Source organism: Luteimicrobium subarcticum, from assembly GCF_002798015.1.
GTDB classification, from domain to species: domain Bacteria; phylum Actinomycetota; class Actinomycetes; order Actinomycetales; family Cellulomonadaceae; genus Luteimicrobium; species Luteimicrobium subarcticum.
In genome coordinates, this window is record NZ_PGTZ01000007.1 from 504,678 (window position 1) to 523,326 (window position 18,649).

Below are 18,649 nucleotides of genomic sequence, written 5' to 3' on the forward strand. Positions count from 1 at the left end.
ACCGATGAGCACAGCGCCCGCGCCGCGCGGCCCCGAGCGCTTCCTGCGCGACGGCCGTCTCGAGCAGATGCCACGCCGATGGGACGACAAGCGGGCCGTCGTGCTCCTGCTGGCCTCGCGGGTGCTCGTGCTCGACGAGCCCACGAGCGAGCGGGTGCTCACCGAGCGTCTCGCCGCGGTCACGGACGACCCCGTCGGCCTGCGCCGCGCCATGGTGGACATGGGGTACGTCAGCCGGACGCGGGACGGGTCCGAGTACTGGCGCACCGTCGTCGTCGAGCCCTGACCGTCAGGACGGCAGCTCGCGCGCCAGGCCCTCCTCGAGGTCCTCGGCGTCGAGGATCTTGTACGCGTAGCCCTGTTCGGCGAGGAACCGCTGCCGGTGCGCGGCGAACTCCTGGTCGACCGTGTCGCGCGCGACCACCGTGTAGAAGTGCGCCGTGCGGCCGTCCTGCTTGGGGCGCATGACGCGGCCGAGCCGCTGCGCCTCTTCCTGTCGCGACCCGAACGACCCGGACACCTGCACCGCGACGGACGCCTCGGGCAGGTCGATCGAGAAGTTCGCGACCTTGCTCACGACGAGCCGGTGGATCTCGCCGGTGCGGAACGCGTCGAACAGCCGCTGCCGCTCCTTGACCGTCGTCTCGCCGGTGATGAGGTCGGCGTCCAGGTGCTCGGCGAGCTCGTGGAGCTGGTCGATGTACTGCCCGATGACGAGCGTCTGCTCGCCCGGGTGCGCCTGCAGGATCTGGTCGACGACCCGGTTCTTGCCCGGGGCCGACGCCGCGAGGCGGTACTTCTCCTCGGGCTCCGCGACGGCGTACGCCATGCGGTCCGCGTCGGACAGCGTGAGCCGGACCTCGGTGCACTCCGCGGGCGCGATGTAGCCCTGCGCCTCGATGTCCTTCCACGGCGCGTCGAACCGCTTGGGTCCGATGAGGCTGAACACCTCGTCCTCGCGGCCGTCCTCGCGCACCAGGGTCGCGGTGAGACCGAGCCGCCGGCGCGCCTGCAGGTCCGCGGTCATGCGGAAGATCGGCGCGGGCAGCAGGTGGACCTCGTCGTACACGACCAGTCCCCAGTCGCGGGCGTCGAGCAGCTCGAGGTGCGTGTACACGCCCTTCCGGCGGGTGGTGAGCACCTGGTAGGTCGCGATGGTGACGGGCCGGATCTCCTTGCGGGTGCCCGAGTACTCGCCGATCTCGTCCTCCGTGAGCGTCGTGCGGCGGACGAGCTCGTCCTTCCACTGGCGTGCGCTCACCGTGTTCGTCACCAGGATCAGCGTGGTCGTCGACGACTTCGCCATCGCCCCCGCGCCCACGAGCGTCTTGCCCGCGCCGCACGGCAGCACGACGACGCCCGACCCGCCGTGCCAGAACGACTCGACCGCGTGCTCCTGGTACGGGCGCAGGGTCCAGCCGTCGGGCGTCAGCGCGATGTCGTGCTTCTCGCCGTCGACGTAGCCCGCGAGGTCCTCGGCCGGCCAGCCCAGCTTGATGAGGACCTGCTTGAGGTTGCCGCGCTCGCTCGGGTGCACGACGACGGTGTCCTCGTCGATGCGGTCGCCTACGAGGCCCGCGGTCCGCTTCGAGCGCAGCACCTCCGTGAGCACGGCGCGGTCCGTCGTCTGCAGCACGAGCCCGTGCACCGGGTGCTTGACCAGCTGGAGGCGGCCGTAGCGCGCCATCGTCTCCGCGACGTCGACGAGCAGCGAGTGCGGGACCGGGTACCGGCTGTAGTCCATGAGCGCCGAGACGACCTGCTCCGCGTCGTGCCCGGCCGCGCGCGCGTTCCACAGGCCCAGCGGCGTCAGCCGGTACGTGTGGACGTGCTCGGGCGCGCGCTCCAGCTCCGCGAACGGCGCGATCGCGCGCCGCGCCTCGGTCGCCTGCGGGTGGTCGACCTCGAGCAGCAGCGTCTTGTCGGACTGGACGATCAGCGGTCCGTCGGTCATGCAGGCTCCTTGTGGGGGGTGGCTGGTCAGTCGTCGCGCGGGACGACCGACGCGATGCGGTGCACCGCGACCGTGAGCTCCGCGTCGCGTGCGGGGTCGACGGCCCGCAACCGTCCGCCGTCGAGGCGCAGCGGCCGCACCGTCCGGATCACCGGGGTGCCGTGGCCGTCGACCGTCGACAGGTCGACCAGCCGGCGCTCCTCGATCGCTTCCCGCAGCAGAGCCAACGTGTCGGCGGGCGGCGTTGTTCCGGGGCGGGCCCCTGAGGCGTGGGCGGCACCCGCACGGTGCGGACCCAGATCGAGATCCGGACCCGCACCCGCACCGGTCGAGCCCGTCGCCCCCGGGTGGTCCGCCGCGCGCGCCAGGTCGTCCCGGGCTCGCAGCTCGGCGACGACGCGGCGCGCTCGCGCGTCCTCGTCGACCCGTCGACCGGACGGGGGTCCGGTCGACGGGCCGCCCGCGCGACCTCGTCCACGCCGCCCGGACGGTGGTGCGGCACGTCGGCGCTCGCGGGCGGTGGAGACCGCGCGACCGTCAGGGCCCTCGAGGACGGCCGTCACCCCCGCGGCGGCCAGCGCCTCGTGGAGCCGCGCCGCGGGGATGTTCGCGGCGACGACGGTCGGCGCGAGCCCGACGAGGCCGAGTGCACGCAGGGCGGGGTCGGCGAGGAGGCTCGCGACGACGGCCGGGTCGTCGACGCGCACGTAGCTCAGCGCGGCGCCCACCCGGACCCGGCCGTGCCGCCGGGCCACGTCGCGCACGAGGTACTCGAGCGCCTGGGGCAGCGGCCCGCGCGCGTGCCGGTCGATACGTCCCAGGACGTCCTCGGCGCTGAGGCCGCCCGCCATGGCGCGCTCGACCGACGCGGGCGTGAACCGGACGGTCAGGGCGGCACCCCGGGACTCGACCTCCGCGACGGCGTCCAGCAGCTCCGCGAGGTCGCGCCCCGGGCGGCCCGGCACGATCCCGGTGAGGTCGCCCTGCACCAGCAGGTCGTCGACCGGGGCGGGGAGCACGGCGTCGAGCGCGACGGCGGTGCGCGCGAGCGCCGCCGGGTCCGGCGCGCCCCCCGGGTCGCCGTCGAGGAGCGTGGCCCCCGGGGTGCTCAGCGCACCGAGCGCGACGACGCCCAGCAGGCGGGCGCCGGCCAGCACGCCGTCGACCGCGTCCCCGGGCGGCACGTTGCGCGGCGCCTCCCAGGCCAGCACCGCGCGGACGTCGGCGGGCCCGAGCGCGACCGGCGACGCGCCCACCGCGTCGAGGACGGTCCGGCGCAGGCGCACCGCCCACCCGACGGCGTGGTCGGGGGAGAGCGCCGACCGGACCGAGCCCTGCTCGTCGCGGGTGGCCGCGAGCCACGCCGCCCGCGGGGACGCGGACCAGGCGTGCGCGAGCCGCGCCCACCGGGCGTCGTCGTCCTGGGCGAGCCACGAGTCCGCGAGCGTCGTCGGCGCGAACGACGCGGGCACCTCGCCGTCGTCGGCGACGAGCTCGGCGGCGAGGGCCAGCTCCGCGGCCGCGGCGGCCGTCGCGTCGTCCGTGTCGAGGTGGAGCGCGAGGCGGCGCAGGTCGCGGACCGCCAGACCCCCCGTGCGCAGGACGGTCGGTGGTTCGTCGTCCCACAGGCGCAGCAGGTCCGTGACCAGCCGGACCATCTCGAGCGCCTGCTGCGCCGCCTCCGCGTCGACGGTCGCGTGCGCGGGGGAGCGTCCGTCCGCAGGGAGCGGCGGGCCAGGACGGACGTCGCGGTGCGTCCGACCCGACCGGAGCGCGAGGCCGACCTCGCCGGGCAGGACGACGTGCCCGGCGTCGGGCGCGAGCAGCAGGCCGTCGGCGACCAGGCGGTCCACGGCCGCGACGGCGCGCGGCTCGTGGGGCGCGACCCCCACGGGCGGGCCCCACGCGAGCGCGTCGAGCACGGCGCGGCCGCGCCCGCCGTCGGACCGGGCCTTCTCGAGGAGCGCGGCCAGGTCGTCCGCCGGGTGCGGGGCCGCGGGGCCGAGCCCCGCCGGGTACAGGCCGAGCAGCGGCGCGACACCGGGCGCGGCCCGGAAGCCGTCGGGCGTCGACCAGACGAGCGCGCGGGCGTCGAGGTCGGCGAGCGTCACAAGGACGGACCGCCGCAGCGCGGCCGGGTCGACGTCGTCGGCGGGGGAGAGGGCGGCCACCACGTCGTCCGGCGTCGTCGGGCGTCCGAGCGTCGCCAGCGCCACGAGCGACTCGAGGACCTGCAGGCCCAGGCGGTCGCAGTCGGCCAGGGCACGCTCCGTGCTCGCGGTGCCGGTCGCCCGCGCCGCGAGCGAGCGCAGCGTCGACGGCGACGGGTTCACCAGATCAGGGCGGGCGCGCAGCAGCGCGACGAGCGCGTCGTCGTCACGGGTGCGCAGGGCCTCGCTGAAGGTCGAGGCGGACCGGTGCTCGGCCATCCGATCGATCCTACGGGGACGGCCCCCGATGCTCGCGTCGGGCTCGCGTGCGGCGGTCGCGGCCCGGTGACCCCGTCGGACCGGGCCGAACCGGTAGGCTGGTGCGCCGGAGCGTCCCGAGACGTTCCCAGACGTTGCGCCAGTCGTTCCGTCAGGTCCCGGGTGTCAGACCCCGGTCCGTCCGAGCAGCAGAGGTTCCATCAGTGCCCACCGGCAAGGTCAAGTGGTTCGACACCGAGCGTGGTTTCGGCTTCATCGCGTCCGACGAGGGCGGTGAGGTCTTCCTGCACGCGTCCGCGCTGCCCGCGGGGGCCGTCGTGAAGCCGGGCTCGAAGGTCGACTTCGGGGTCGCGGACGGCAAGCGTGGCCCGCAGGCGCTGTCGGTCACCGTCCTGGACCCGGCGCCCGCCGTCGCGCGCGCGCCGCGCAAGAAGGCAGAAGACCTCGGCAACATCGTCGAGGACCTCATCAAGCTGCTCGACGGCGTCGGCGGCTCGCTGAAGCGGGGCCGGTACCCCGAGAAGGCCGCCGCGGCGCAGGTCGCGACCCTCCTGCGGGCCGTCGCGGACGACATCGAGGCCTGACATGCCCAAGGACGCCGTGCTGGAGAGCGCTGTCGACCTCGCGCGCGCCGCCGCCGAGGGCGCCGCGGAGCACACCGCCGACGTCGGCGACCACCTCGGCGCGATCGTCGACGCCGACCGCCTCGTCACCCACCGGTTCGCCTGCACGCTGCGCGGGTACACGGGCTGGTACTGGTCGGTCGCGGTGTCGCGCATCCCGCGGAGCCGCACCGCCACGATCTGCGAGGTCGCCCTGCTGCCCGGCGACGGCGCGCTGCTCGCACCCTCCTGGCTGCCGTGGTCGGAGCGGCTGCGTCCCGGCGACGTCGGCCCGGGCGACGTCCTGCCGTTCCTGCCCGACGACCCGCGCCTCGTCCCGGGCTGGTCGCCCGAACCGGGCGAAGGCTCGAGCCAGGGCACAGCCGACGACGACGACCTCGTCCCGATCGACGAGCTCGCGGTCGCGCGGGTGCGCGTCCTCGGACGGCAGGGGCGCGACGAGGCCGCGGAGCGCTGGTACCAGGGTTCGCGCGGACCGACCTCGCCCGGCGCGGTCGCCGCGGAGTCGGCGTGCGGGTCGTGCGGGTTTCTCGTCCCGCTCCAGGGTGCGCTCGGTCAGGTGTTCGGGGTCTGCGCGAACGCGTGGTCGTCCGACGACGGCAAGGTCGTCAGCCTCGACCACGGGTGCGGCGCCCACTCCGAGACGGACGTCCCCGCGCACCCGAGCGACTGGCCCGCGCCCGACCCGCTGATCGACGAGCTCGTCGTCGACGTGGTCGCCGAGGCTCCGTCGGCTGCGGAAGCTCCCGCCGCAGACGCGCCCGCCGCGGAGGTACCCGCCGCTGACGCGCCCGAGGCCGACGCAGCACCTGCTGATGCAGCACCTGCTGAGGCACCCGCGGACGAGCCTTCGTCCGACGAGAGCACCGGCACGGAGACCGCGCCGAGCGCGTGACGTCCGCCGACCCGTTCGGGACCGCCGCGCTGCGAGACGCCGCGCTGGACGCCTGGCGTGCGTCGCCGACACGGCTGCGCGAGGACGCCAACCTCGAGGAGGACCACGGGCGCGGCTTCTACCGCGACCGGGTGGTCGTCGAGCTCGCCCAGAACGCGGCCGACGCCGCGGGACCGGACGGCGGCGTCCTGCACCTCGACCTCGTGGCGGCCGACGGCGCGACGTACCTCGTCGCGCGGAACACCGGGTCGCCGCTCACCGCAGCCGGTGTCGCGTCCCTCGCGTCCCTGCGCGCCTCGACCAAGTCGTCGGGGGTTGCGGCGTCGGGCGCCGGGTGGTCGGGTGCCGCGCCGTCCGGCGCCGTGACGCCAGACGCCCGGGACGCCCGCCCCGCGACGGTCGGCCGGTTCGGGGTCGGCTTCGCCGCCGTCCGCTCCGTGTCGGACGAGATCCTGTTCCTCACGCACCCGTCGGACGGGACCACGGGCGCGTCGCCCGGCGTCGCAGGCGTCCGGTTCTCGCTCACCGCGACGCGGCAAGCGCTCGCAGCGCTCGGCGGCACCGCGCAGGACGTCGTCACGGCGCGCGGCGACGCGCTCCCCGTCCTGCGGCTGCCGTTCCCCGCGACGGCCCGCGACCTGCCCGCGGGACTGCCAGACGACCTGGCCCTCGGGCCGGCCGACGGCCCGGTCGACGACTCGCGCCCGGGCACGTCCGGCACGTCTGACCTGGCAGGTGCCACGGAGCCCGCGAGCGCCGTCGTGCTCCGCCTGCGGGACGCCGACGCGGTCGCCGCAGTCCGGGCACAGCTCGACGCGCTCGATGCGGTGCTGCTCCTCGCGCTGCCCGCCCTGGACGTCGTGGTCGTCCGGACGCCGGGCACGGACGAGGACGCTCTCGTCGAGCGGGTGCTGACCCGTGCCGCGTTCGACGGCTGGCACGTCGCGACCGCGCACGGCATCGTCGCCGACGACCTCCTCGCGGACCGGCCGGTCGAGCAGCGCGACGCCACGGGCTGGAGCGTGACCTGGGCGGTCCGGCCGGGTGCTCCGCGGTCCGTCGTGCACGCACCCACGCCGACGGACGAGCCGCTGGCCCTCCCCGGGGTGCTGGTCGCGTCGTTCCCGCTGGACGCGACGCGGCGACACGTCGTAGCCGGTCCGCTCGCGGACGAGGTCGCCCGGGCGGCCGGGCGCCTGTTCGCGAGCGTCGTGGCGGACGTCGCGCAGACGTCCCCGGCGGACGCGGTCGCGCTGGTCCCCGAGCGCGTGCCCGCGGGCCGTGTGGATGCCGAGGTGCGCGCCGCGGCTCTCGACGCGCTCCTGGACGTCCCCCTGTTCGACGGCGCGTCGGCGCGGACGGGTGTGGCGATCGAGGGTCCCGTGGGCGAGGACGCCGCCGTCGTCGACGCGCTCCGGCCCGCCGTGCCCGGCCTGACCGTGCTCGCTCCGGCGTCCCGACGGGCGGCCCGCACCCTCGGCCTCCCGGTGCGACCGCTCGCAGACGTCGTCGACGACCTCGCGGGCGGCCTCCCGCCGGGCGGGTGGGGCGGGGTCCTCGACGCGCTCGCGCCGCACGCGGGCGCCCCCGAGGTCCGGGAGGCGCTCGCCGCGCTGCCGGTCCCGGTGCTGACCGGCGCGGGGACGTCGGACGGGACGGTGCTCCACCGCGGCGCGCGGGGGACCGTCGTCGGGCACGGTGACCCCGAGGTGGTCGCTGCGCTGTCCCGGCTCGGCGTGCGCGTCGTCCACCCGGACGCGGCGCACCCCGTCCTCGAACGTCTGGGCGCGCTCCGCGCGGACGACCCCGCCGTTCTGGACCTGCCGGCCGTCGTGTCGGCGCGGGACGGTGGCCCCGGACGGCTCGCCGAGCAGGAGGACGACGACGACCTGCGCGACGACGTCCTGACCGTGGTGCAGGCGGTCGTGCGCGCCCACCCGGCAGCCTCCGTGTCCGGCGGTGCGTTGCTGTTCCCCGGGTTCGAACCGGAGACGGGCGACGTCGTCGACCAGGTCGCACCGGACCTCGCGCTGCCCGGGACGTGGGCGGCCGACCACCTGGACCTCGACGTGCTCGACCCGGACCTCGTGGACCGGTGGGACGCCGCGACGCTGCGCGCCGTGGGCGTGCGGGCGGGCCTCGGCACGCTCACGCTGCGCGACGTCGTGCTGCCCGACCCGGACGACGAGGAGCCGGTGTTGCCGGACGACGTGCTCGACCAGGTCGGTGACGACGTGCTCGACCACCTCGACGACCTCGCGGACGTGCTCGGTGCCGGGGTCCTCGTGGACGAGCTGACGGTCGTGGTGCCGCTCGACGCCGCCCACGACGTGCCCGTCGACGAGCTGCTGCGCCACGTCCTGGGCGACACCGACCTGCGTCATGCACTCGTGGACGGCGTCCGCGTGGGGGACGTCACGGTCCCCTCGCACCTCGCGGGCTGGCTGCGCCGGCGGCTCGCTGCGCCGTTCGCGGTGCCGGGGGGCGGTGCGGGCGTGCTCCTGCGTCCGGCGCCCGACGAGGTCGTGGCAGTCGTGGGTGCCGACCCGGAGGTCTGGGCAGCCCTCGGCGGGCTGGCGTCCCCGGCCGACGCAGACGACGCGACCCTGGCGGACCTGCTCGACGGCCTGCCCCCGGTGGGCACGGCCGTCCCGGCCGCGGAGGCGGTGGGGCTGTGGCGCCGCGTGCGGACGGCGGTCGCCGAGGGTGTGACGTGGGCGCCGCCGGAGCGCGTGCTCGCATGGGTGACCGGCGGCTTGGCCGACGGTTCGGACGGCTCGGCGGCCGGCCGGTTCGAGGTGCGGGCCGCCGAGGACGTCCGGGTCGCGTCGTGGCCGGGTGCGGCCGTGCTCGGACCGGTGGTGCCCGCGCCCCGGGACGTCGTGGACCTCGTCGCGGACGCGCTCGACCTCGACGTGCTGGACGTCGGGCTCGCGGGCCGTGCGGCGATGCTCGACGACGGCACCGACGGCACCGACGGCACCGACGGCACCGACGTCCCGGTGCCTGGCGAGGCGCTGCTCCTGCTCCGTGCCGCAGCCCCCGCCGCGGCGCTCCCGGAGCGCTACCGCGAGCACGACCGGCTCGTCGTCGGCGCGCACGAGGTGGCCTGGTGGCCGGCGGGGACCCCGGACGCACCCGTCCTGCACGTCGCGACGACGGCCGGGCTCGCGGCCGCCCTCGCGTGGGCGGCGGGACGCCCGGGCCTCGAGCACGCCGTGCTGGCCGTGCTCGAGGACCCGGGCCGCGCGGACGAGGTCGCGGCGCTCGACGCCTGGGGGTGACGGGTCACCCGGCGCCGGGCGCCGCACCCCGTCAGTGCGCGTAGACCGCGATCTCGGAGAGCTGCGCCCCGGCGCTGCCCGTGTTGCTCGAGACGGTGAACGTCAGGTGCTGCGCCTCGACGGCCGGGAACGTGAGGGTCACGGCGTCGTCGTCGACGCCCGAGTCGAACGTGTAGCGGTCCGGCTGGGCGGGGTCGCGCAGCGCGGTGCTCGTGACGCCGGCGACCGGGACACCGTCGGCGGACACGGTGATCGTCTGGTCCCGCACGCCCCAGCTCGGCGGCAGCGACAGGACGACCCGGCGGACCGTCGTCGTCTGCCCGAGGTCGACGGTCGCGGACTGGGGGAGCCCTGCCGCGTTGTCGCTCTCCCAGTAGCCGTTCCCGCTCCCCGCGTCGCCGTCGACCAGCTTGGCGGGGCCGTACCAGTCGTTGACCTGCGAGGTCGCGGTGGTGGCGCGCCCGAGTGCGAGGTCGCCGTCCGGGTCGAAGCCCACCCCGGTGAGCATCACGACGTACGGCCCGGCCGGTGAGGTCGAGTCGACCGTCACGAGCCCTGAGTAGTTCTTCGACGCGGTCGGGGCGAACGCGAGCCCGAGCTCGCACGCGCCGCCCACGGCGATCGTCGCGCACCCGTGCGTCACGGTGAACCCGGCGGGCGGCAGCACCTGCTGGACGGTGACGGGCTCCGGGCCGGGGTTGGTGATCGTCAGTGTCCGGGTGGTGGTCGAGCCCAGCGACTGGAACCCGAAGCCGACGCCGTCAGGCTGGTCGAGCACGAGCTGCCCGGCGGCGGGCAGGCCGCAGCGGCTCGACGACCAGCCCAGGTTCAGGCCGGTGCGACGCACGACGAAGCCGCTCGCGCAGTCCTCGACCCCGACCGTCCCGAGGCCCGTGGCGACGACGGACGAGAAGGTGCCCGAGCCCGCCGCCGAGAGCTGGAGCGCGGAGCTCCCCGCCTTCGCGACCGCGACGCGTGACACGCTCAGACCCGTCACGGACGAGCCGTCGACCTGGACCCCTGCGAACGAGGAGTCCGCGAGCACCGAGTCGCTCACCACGACCTTGCCCGTGATCGGCGCGTCGTCGGCCCAGACCCACACCGCGCCGATCTGCGTGGGCGCGTTCGGCACGAGGCCGCCCGTGCGCAGGAACAGGTTCCCGGACGCGGTCGTGGTCCCGGACAGCGGCACGGAGCCGAACCGGTTGCCGATCTCGATGCCCGCGCCCTGCGTCACGGTGTCCGCGGCGACGGAGTGCGTCACGGCGTTGTCGTGGCCGCCGTAGAGACCGAAGCCGTTCGCGAGCACGGGCGACGACACCGTGACGTGGTCGACGGTGTCGCCGTGGTCGGCGCGCTGGTCGGACCACAGCGCGACGCCGTCGTCACCGGTCCCGCGGACGAACACGTCGCGCAGCGTCGTGTCGCTGACACCGCCGTGCAGGTTGATGCCGTCCGCCCACGTGTCCTGGACGCGCAGGTGCGTCAGCGTGAGGCCCGACGACGGGCCGTCGAACCACGCGCCCACCTTGGTGTGCTCGATCCACACGTCGTCGACGGTCGAGCCGCCGCCCATCGAGCCGCCGAGCCCGGAGTCGGACGTCGCGTCGTCGCGCACGGTGGTGTCGCCCTGGATCGTGAAGCCTGACAGGTGCACGCCGGTGCTCGTCGCGGGGGACGCCGCACCGTAGACGCCGACGCCGGCGCCGCGGAGCGTCGTGTACCAGGGTCCGGCGCCGGCCAGGGAGACCTGGTCGACGACGAGGTGCCGCGTCACGGCGTATGTGCCCGGGGCTAGCCAGACGCCGGTGCCCCGGGCGCTCGCGGCGTCGAGCGCCGTCTGGATCGCGGCGCCCGAGTCGGTGGCGCCGGTGGGGTCTGCGCCGAACGTGCGGGCGTCGAGGAAGCCGGCGGGCGACGCGGTGGGCGCGCCGACGAGCTCGAGGTCGGCGAGGTCGACGACGGTGCCGTCCGACGTGGCGGCGAGCCGGAGCGTCGTGCCGGCCGGGAGGGTCCGGCCGAGCAGTGCGTGCGCGTCGTCGAAGACGTGGTGCGGTCCGCCGTCGGCCGGGTCGTTCGTGAAGGGGTAGTTCCCGTACGCCCAGGCGTAGCGGGAGGTCAGGGGCAGGCTCGTGACCGCGCGGCCGTCGGCGCTGACCGCCAGGGTCGACGTCGTGCCGTCCGGGACGGAGTACCGCACGTCGAGGGCGTTCGCGGGGCGCGCCAGCACGATGTCGACGTGCTGCCCCGCGGCGAGGCGGACGGCCCGCCGGCCGGACGCCTCGGCGGCGACGGTCGTGAACGCACGGGAGGCGGCGAGCACGGTGCCGTCCGTGCGGGCGCTCTCGGCCTCGTGCTCGACGAACGGCACGCGGGCTCCGGGCGCGCTCGGCAGCGTGGCGCCAGCGAGCGTCGGCAGTGCCGTGCCGGGCACGGACGTGGGTGTCGGGAGCAGGGCTGGCGCCGGACGTGCCGCGAGCGCGGCGCCCGCGGCGGACGCGGGCAGGGTCGCGGCCAGCGACAGCGTCGTGGCGGCGAGCAGGGCGAGGGTGGCCCGGGGCGTCGCCCGGGGCAGGGAGGTTCTCATGCGGAGCGGTCTCGATTCGCGGGTTCGTCCCGCGAGGTTCGCGGGATGCCGAGGAGGAGGCCGCCGACGACCGGGTCGTTCACCGGGCGTCGGGCTGGCTCCTCGCGTGGTCGCGAACATGACGTGCCGCTCCGCAGGTCATGTGGGCCAGGTCACACTAGCGAGGCTGCTCCTGCGACGGCAAGGGCTTGCCCAGGTACCGGGCGCGGTTGCGGCGCTCCCACAGGAGCCCGAGGCCTCCGACGGCGATGCCGGCCACGGCCGTCCAGACGAGCGTCGCCGCGTCGGAGCCCGTGGCGGCGAGCACGACCGCGACGACGAGGACGACGCCCCACGCGGCCAGACCGAGGTACAGGGGGAGCCGCAGGTCCACGCGCTCGACCGGAGGTTCCGCGCGTCGGCGCTCGGGGTGCAGGACGACGTCCACCAGCGAGGGCATGCACCGAGCGTATCCCGCGGCCGTGGTGGTGCGTCGGTGGTGCGTCCGTGGTGCGTCTCACCCGGGTGAAAAGGCCTCCGCAAGGCGGGAGAGTACGCGGACGGCGGTATTCTCGCACGGTCAGAGCACCGCCCGGGGGTCGTGCGGCGCTGACGGAGCGGCCGTCAAGAACCGGCGACCGGAAGGAGTCCGACCGTGGCAGGAACTGTCGCCGAACGGCTCGGCACCGTACCCGGACGCACCGAGGCCCGACGCAGGGCGCGGGTCCGTGACGCCTCGCGCGACGCCGCCGAGCTCCGTTGGCACCAGTCGTACCGTCGTCGGCTCCTCGTGTCGGACACGGTCGCCGTCATCGTGTCCGTCGTCCTGTCCTACCTGCTGCACCGCAACGGGCTCGAGGCGGGTCGACCGAACGCCGGTCCCGTCCAGAACACGCTCGTGGCGGCGGCCATCGCCCTGGCGTGGGTCGGGCTGCTCGGCTACACCAAGTCCCGCGACCCGAAGATCCTCGGGAGCGGCCCGTCCGAGTACCAGCGGGTGTTCGGGGCCACCTGGCGCATGTTCGCGACGCTCGCGATCGTCGCGTTCGTCGTGCAGTACGCCCCGGCGCGCGGCTACATCGCGATCGCGGCCCCCATCGGCCTGTGCGCGCTGCTCGTGGAGCGCTACGCCTGGCGCCAGTGGCTGCACCGGCGTCGGGCGGACGGCCAGTGCGTCTCCACGGTCCTCGCGATCGGGCACCGGGAGCACGTCCGTGAGCTCGTGCGCGACCTCAACACGCGCCCCGACTCCGGGTACCGGGTGGTCGGGGCGTGCGTCCCCGTCGGCGAGCAGCCCGAGGGCGGCGACATCCTCGGCGTGCCCGTCGTGGGCGACCTGTTCTCGGCAGCGTCCGTCGCGCAGGACGTCGGTGTCCACACGGTGGCGGTCACCGGGGCGGACGCGCTCACCGCGGACGTCGTGCGCCGCCTCGGCTGGGAGCTCGAGCCGTCCGGCGTCGACCTCATGCTGACGGCGGCGCTGACGGACGTCGCCGGCCCGCGCATCATGATCACGCCCGCCGAGAACGTGGCGCTCGTGCACGTCGAGGCGCCGCGCTTCACCGGTGTGCGGTACTGGACGAAGTCCACGATCGAGTGGCTCATCTCGTTCGCCGGGCTCGTCGTCCTGCTCCCGCTGCTCGTGGTCGTCGGGGTGGCCGTCAAGGCGACGAGCAGCGGCCCGGTGTTCTTCCGCCAGGAGCGCGTCGGACGCAACGGCACGGTGTTCCCGATGTTCAAGTTCCGTTCCATGCGGGTCGGCGCCGAGTCGGAGCTGAGCGACCTCGTCACGCAGAACGAGGGCGCGGGGCTGCTGTTCAAGATCCGTGACGACCCGCGCGTCACGTCGGTCGGGCGGCTGCTGCGCCGGTCGTCGATCGACGAGATCCCGCAGCTCTTCAACGTCCTGCGGGGCGACATGAGCCTCGTCGGGCCGCGCCCGCCGCTGCCCAGCGAGGTCAGCGCCTACGAGGCCGACGTGCGCCGCCGCCTGCTCGTCAAGCCGGGCATGACCGGGCTGTGGCAGACGAGCGGGCGCTCGGAGCTCTCGTGGGAGCAGAGCGTGCGGCTGGACGTCTACTACGTCGAGAACTGGACGTTGTTCGGCGACCTGATGATCCTGGCTCGGACGGGCAAGGCCGTGCTCCAGGGGCGCGGAGCATACTGACGCTCCCGCGGTCTGGCACCATGTGACCCATGACCAGCACGGCACCCGCGCGCCCGAGCGCCCTCGACCGCTACTTCAGGATCAGTGAACGCGGCTCGACCGTCGGCACCGAGATCCGTGGTGGCCTCGTCACCTTCTTCGCGATGTGCTACATCATCGCCCTCAACCCGCTCATCCTCGGCACCGTCAAGGACGGCACCGGCCACTTCCTCGCGGACGGCAACCTGGCCGTCATCGCGGCGGCGACGTCGCTGGTCGCCGGGGTGATGACGATCCTCATGGGTGTCGTCGCGAACTTCCCGCTGTCGATCGCGGCGGGCCTCGGCCTCAACGCCGTCGTGGCGTTCTCGATCGCTGCCCGCCCGGGCGTGAGCTGGGCGGACGCGATGGGCCTCGTGGTCCTCGAGGGCGTCGTCATGCTGGCCCTCGTGCTCACCGGTTTCCGGACTGCCATGTTCCGGGCGGTCCCGCAGGAGCTCAAGGTCGCGATCAGCGTCGGTATCGGCATGTTCATCGCACTCGTCGGCTTCGTGGACTCCGGCTTCGTCCGCGCGGGCGGCGGGACGCCGCTCTCGCTCGGCATCGACGGCTCGCTCGCCGGCTGGCCGATCCTCATCTTCGTCATCGGTCTCGTCCTGCTCCTCGTGCTGATGATCCGCAAGGTGCGCGGCGCGATCCTCATCGCCATCGCCGCCGCGACGATCCTCGCGGTCGCGGCCCAGTCGCTGTTCCACGTCGGCGCCCAGGGTGCGGACGGCTCCAACCCGCGCGGCTGGTCGCTCAACGTGCCGTCGTTCCCCGGGTGGGGCAACCTCGTCGACGTCCCGGACCTGTCGATCGTCGGGCACTTCTCGCTCACCGGCGGGATCCGCGAGCTCGGCATCCTCACGGTCGTGCTGCTCGTCTTCTCGCTCGTGATCGCCGACTTCTTCGACACGATGGGCACGATGGTCGCGGTCGGCAGCGAGGGCAAGCTCCTCGACGCCGAGGGCAACCCGGTCGGCACGAAGAAGATCCTCGTCGTCGACTCGGTGGCGGCGATGGCCGGCGGCGTCGGCAGCGTCTCGTCCAACACGGCGTTCGTCGAGTCGACGACCGGCGTCGGCGACGGTGCCCGCACCGGCCTGTCGAGCGTGGTGACGGGTGTCGCCTTCCTGCTCTCGATGTTCGCGGCGCCGCTCGTCAGCATGGTGCCGTCCGAGGCCGCGGCGCCGGCGCTCGTGCTCGTCGGGTTCCTCATGATGACCCAGGTCGCGGGGATCGACTGGAAGCACTGGGAGCTCGCGATCCCCGCGTTCCTCACGATCGTCCTCATGCCGTTCACGTACTCGATCACCACGGGCATGGGCGCGGGGTTCATCGCCTACGTGATCCTCCAGGTCGCGGTCGGCAAGGCGCGCAAGGTCCACCCGCTGCTGTGGATCGCGGCGGCGGCGTTCGTCGTGTACTTCGCGCTCGGCCCCATCGAGGAGCTCCTCAACGCCTGACGGCGCGTGCCCACGTCATGGACCAGACCTTCTTCCCGCTCGACAACACGGTGCAGCGCGCGGACTGGGGTTCGACGAGCGTCATCCAGGGCCTCCTGGGCGAGCCGCCGGACGGGCGCCCGGCCGCCGAGCTGTGGCTCGGTGCGCACCCGCTCGCACCGAGCGTCGCGTCGACGCCGCTGGGCGCGGTCTCGCTCGTCGACCTGGTCCGGGCCGACCCGGTCGGGATGCTGGGCCGCCGCGTCCAGGACACCTACGGTCCCCGGCTGCCGTACCTGCTCAAGGTCCTCGCGGCCGACCGGGCGCTGTCGCTGCAGGTCCACCCCAAGCCGCACCTGGCGCGCGCCGGCTTCAACCGGGAGAACGCGGCCGGGGTGCCGCTCACGGCGTCCCACCGCAACTACAAGGACGACCAGTCCAAGCCCGAGATGATCGTCGCCCTCGGCCGGTTCGAGGGGCTCGCGGGCTTCCGCCGGCCCGACCGATCCCTGGCGCTGCTGCACGGGCTGGACGGCGACCTCGTGGCCGCGATGCGTGACGCGCTCGCGGGCGGGGGCCGGGGGCCGCGCCCGCTCGTCGGCACGTCGGCGTCGGTCGTGCGCGACGCGTTCGAGCGCGCCGTGCACGCCCGCCGCGACGAGCGCGTGGCGGACGACGTCGCGACCACGCTCGCGAGCGTCCGGGCACGGGCCGGGACGGTGCCGGGGTGGATGGCGCTGGCCGACGCGGCCGCGCTGCGGCTCGGCGCGGACTACCCGGGCGACCCCGGTGCGCTCGCCGCCTTCCTGCTCAACGTGTTCGTGCTGCACGCGGGAGAGGCCGTGTTCCTCGCCCCGGGTCAGGTCCACGCGTACCTGCGCGGCGCGGGAGTCGAGATCATGTCGAGCTCGGACAACGTCCTGCGGGCCGGGCTGACCCACAAGCACGTCGACGTCGACGCCCTGCTCGAGTGCGCCGACTTCGCGCCGTCGCCGCCGCCGCACCCGCAGCAGTCGGCGGTCGCGTCCGGGCTGACGTCGTACCGGGTGCCGGTCCGGGAGTTCGGGCTCGTCGTCGGCGAGGTGCACGGCGAGCCGGCCGACCTGCCGTCCGACGGGCCGCGTGTCGTGCTCGTGCTCGACGGGGTGGTGGACGTCGTCGCGGGCGTCCACCGGACGCGTCTGGGCCGTGGCGCGTCGGTCTTCGTCCCGGACGCGGCGGGTCCGCTCGCGGTCGAGCCGGTCTCGGTCGTCGGCGCGACAGGCGTGCGGGGCCGTGTCGCGGTGGCGTACGTCCCCTGAGCCGCTGAGTGCCGCGGCCCGGCTCGCTGCACAGGGTCCGACGCAGGTCCCGGCGTCGCGTCCGTCGGATACTTAGCAAGGGTAATGACGTATGCTAAGGATCATGCCCCCGCCTGCCTCGCCCGCCACAGCCGTGCCCGACGACTCCTCGACCTCCGCCGCTCCCGCCCCGGAGCGCCCGGCCGTCGCCCAGACCCCCGCCGCCGAGCTGCGGGTCGCCCTCCTGCGCACGACGCGGCGCCTCAAGCAGCAGCGCGGCGCCGCCGGCCTGTCCGACGGGCAGCACGCCGTCCTCGTCGAGGTCTGCCGTCGCGGCCCGTCGACGCCCGGTGCGCTCGCCGAGCACGAGCGCATCAGCGCGCCGTCGATGACCCGCATCCTCAACGGGCTCGTCGAGCTCGGGCTGGTGCGCAAGGACGCCGACCCGCAGGACGGGCGCCAGGTGCTCGTCGACCTCACGGACGCCGGTCGCGACGAGCTCGCGGCCACCCGGCGGGCGCGCGACGCGTGGCTCGCCGACCAGCTCGACCGGCTCGACGCCGCCGACCGCGAGACGCTCCGCCGTGCTGCCGAGATCCTCGTGGAGGTGGCCGCTCGGTGAGCACGTTCGACTCGCTCCGCTTCCGTAACTACCGCCTCTGGTTCGCCGGGGCCCTCGTCGCCAACGTCGGCACGTGGATGCAGCGCGTCGCGCAGGACTGGCTGGTGCTGACCCACCTGTCGCACGACTCGAGCTTCGCCGTCGGCATCGTGACCGCGCTGCAGTTCCTCCCGTTCCTGCTCATGGCGCCCGTGGGCGGGCTGCTCGCCGACCGGGTCGACCGGCGCAAGCTGCTCATGACCACGCAGGCCGCCATGGGAGCGCTCGCGCTCGGCCTCGGCACGCTCGTGCTCACCGGCACCGTCCAGCTCTGGCACGTGTACGCGTTCGCGCTCGCGCTCGGCGTGGTCGCCACGATCGACGCGCCCGTGCGGCAGACGTTCGTCTCCCAGCTCGTGCCCGCCGACCGCCTCTCGAACGCCGTGGGCCTCAACAGCGCCTCGTTCAACGCCGCGCGCCTCATCGGCCCCGGCGTCGCCGGCCTGCTCATCGCGGCCGTCGGTGCCGGCTGGGTGTTCGTCATCAACGGCGTCTCGTTCGCCGCGACGATCCTCGCCCTGCTGCTCATGCGCGTGCGCGACCTGCGCCCCATGCCGGTGGCGCGCCGCGGCCGCGGCCAGGTGCGCGAGGGGTTCCGCTACGTCCGCGGGCGCAGCGACATCCTCGTCATCATGGTCGTGGTCGGCGTCGTGTCGATGTTCGGCCTGAACTTCCAGCTCACCTCCGCCACGATGGCGCGCACCGTGTTCGACAAGGGCGCGGGGGAGTACGGCGTCCTCGGCTCGATCCTGGCCATCGGGTCGCTCGCCGGCGCGCTGCTCGCCGCGCGGCGCAAGCAGCCCCGGGTGCGCCTCGTCGTCGGGGCGGCGTTCGCGTTCGGTCTGGCGGCCGGGGCGCTCGCGCTCGCGCCGTCGTACCTCATGTTCGCCGTCCTGTGCATCCCGGTCGGGCTCGCGAGCCTCACGATGATGACGGCGGCGAACGCGACCATCCAGATGTCGACCGAACCCGAGATGCGCGGCCGCGTCATGGCCGTCTACATGATGGTGTTCCAGGGGGCGACCCCGATCGGGTCACCGATCGTCGGCTGGATCGGGCAGCAGCTCGGGGCGCGGTGGTCCATCGGGATCGGCTCCGTGACCGCGCTCCTGGTCTCGGTCGGCGCCTATGTGTGGATGAAGCGTCACTGGCACGTGCAGGTGCGCTACCGCGTCGCGGCACGCCCCCACCTCGTGGTGCGGCACCTCGACGCGGACGCCGGCCGGACCGTCGCCGGGCCGCTCGCGCCGGCGCAGCGCGCCGCCGCGGCCCGCGAGCTCGAGGCCGCCGAGGAGCACGCCCGCTCCAGCGCCGCCTGAGCGGA

Annotated in this window: 13 protein-coding genes; 9 read left to right on the forward strand and 4 right to left on the reverse strand. The window is 74.9% G+C overall.

Annotation, left to right across the window (positions count from 1 at the left end; genetic code table 11):
- Window positions 1-4: 4 nt before the first annotated feature.
- Window positions 5-286, forward strand: coding sequence for a DUF2087 domain-containing protein (locus CLV34_RS07360; protein WP_100349602.1), 282 nt, complete (start codon window positions 5-7; stop codon window positions 284-286).
- A 3-nt stretch (window positions 287-289) separates the two neighbouring features.
- On the opposite strand, the gene CLV34_RS07365 is transcribed toward CLV34_RS07360, so the two are convergent.
- Both CLV34_RS07365 and CLV34_RS07370 read right to left on the reverse strand, forming a co-directional pair.
- Window positions 290-1,954, reverse strand: a complete 1,665-nt coding sequence (locus CLV34_RS07365; RefSeq protein ID WP_100349603.1) for a DNA repair helicase XPB — start codon at window positions 1,952-1,954, stop codon at window positions 290-292.
- A gap of 26 nt (window positions 1,955-1,980) precedes the next feature.
- On the reverse strand, window positions 1,981-4,383 hold the full coding sequence (locus tag CLV34_RS07370; RefSeq protein ID WP_100349604.1) for a helicase-associated domain-containing protein: 2,403 nt from the start codon (window positions 4,381-4,383) through the stop codon (window positions 1,981-1,983).
- A gap of 203 nt (window positions 4,384-4,586) precedes the next feature.
- Between CLV34_RS07370 and CLV34_RS07375 the strand changes: the two genes are divergently transcribed.
- The 3 genes from CLV34_RS07375 to CLV34_RS07385 are packed head-to-tail and all read left to right on the forward strand — an operon-like array spanning window position 4,587 to window position 9,185.
- Window positions 4,587-4,967, forward strand: a complete 381-nt coding sequence (locus CLV34_RS07375) for a cold-shock protein (protein ID WP_100349605.1) — start codon at window positions 4,587-4,589, stop codon at window positions 4,965-4,967.
- 1 nt (window position 4,968) lies between these two features.
- Window positions 4,969-5,901: a DUF3027 domain-containing protein gene (locus CLV34_RS07380; protein ID WP_100349606.1), complete on the forward strand. Its 933-nt coding sequence runs from the start codon at window positions 4,969-4,971 to the stop codon at window positions 5,899-5,901.
- On the forward strand, window positions 5,898-9,185 hold the full coding sequence (locus CLV34_RS07385) for an ATP-binding protein (protein ID WP_100349607.1): 3,288 nt from the start codon (window positions 5,898-5,900) through the stop codon (window positions 9,183-9,185). The genes CLV34_RS07380 and CLV34_RS07385 overlap by 4 nt, the downstream gene beginning before the upstream one ends.
- 31 nt (window positions 9,186-9,216) lie before the next feature.
- Here CLV34_RS07385 and CLV34_RS07390 read toward each other — a convergent pair whose 3' ends face one another.
- Together CLV34_RS07390 and CLV34_RS07395 are read right to left on the reverse strand one after the other, a co-directional pair.
- Entirely contained in the window at window positions 9,217-11,772 is a 2,556-nt protein-coding gene (locus CLV34_RS07390; protein ID WP_170044612.1) for a glycosyl hydrolase family 28-related protein, read from the reverse strand.
- 157 nt (window positions 11,773-11,929) lie between these two features.
- Window positions 11,930-12,211 carry a DUF2530 domain-containing protein gene (locus CLV34_RS07395; protein ID WP_100349609.1) on the reverse strand — a complete coding sequence of 94 codons (282 nt, stop codon included), beginning with the start codon at window positions 12,209-12,211 and terminating at the stop codon, window positions 11,930-11,932.
- 195 nt (window positions 12,212-12,406) lie between these two features.
- Here CLV34_RS07395 and CLV34_RS07400 point away from each other — a divergent pair, with 195 nt between their 5' ends.
- From CLV34_RS07400 to CLV34_RS07420, 5 genes are all read left to right on the forward strand, one after another.
- Window positions 12,407-13,918 (forward strand): sugar transferase, encoded by a 1,512-nt coding sequence (locus CLV34_RS07400; protein ID WP_245859082.1) that lies wholly within the window; start codon window positions 12,407-12,409, stop codon window positions 13,916-13,918.
- A 29-nt stretch (window positions 13,919-13,947) separates the two neighbouring features.
- Window positions 13,948-15,405, forward strand: a complete 1,458-nt coding sequence (locus tag CLV34_RS07405) for an NCS2 family permease (RefSeq protein ID WP_100349611.1) — start codon at window positions 13,948-13,950, stop codon at window positions 15,403-15,405.
- A gap of 17 nt (window positions 15,406-15,422) precedes the next feature.
- Complete coding sequence (manA, locus tag CLV34_RS07410; RefSeq protein ID WP_100349612.1) at window positions 15,423-16,685, forward strand: mannose-6-phosphate isomerase, class I; 1,263 nt, start codon at window positions 15,423-15,425, stop codon at window positions 16,683-16,685.
- A gap of 103 nt (window positions 16,686-16,788) precedes the next feature.
- Window positions 16,789-17,286 (forward strand): MarR family winged helix-turn-helix transcriptional regulator, encoded by a 498-nt coding sequence (locus CLV34_RS07415; protein WP_100349613.1) that lies wholly within the window; start codon window positions 16,789-16,791, stop codon window positions 17,284-17,286.
- A complete protein-coding gene (locus tag CLV34_RS07420; RefSeq protein ID WP_100349614.1) occupies window positions 17,283-18,644 on the forward strand; it encodes an MFS transporter in 1,362 nt (453 codons plus the stop codon). Before CLV34_RS07415 ends, CLV34_RS07420 begins: the two co-directional genes overlap by 4 nt.
- Window positions 18,645-18,649: the final 5 nt, after the last annotated feature.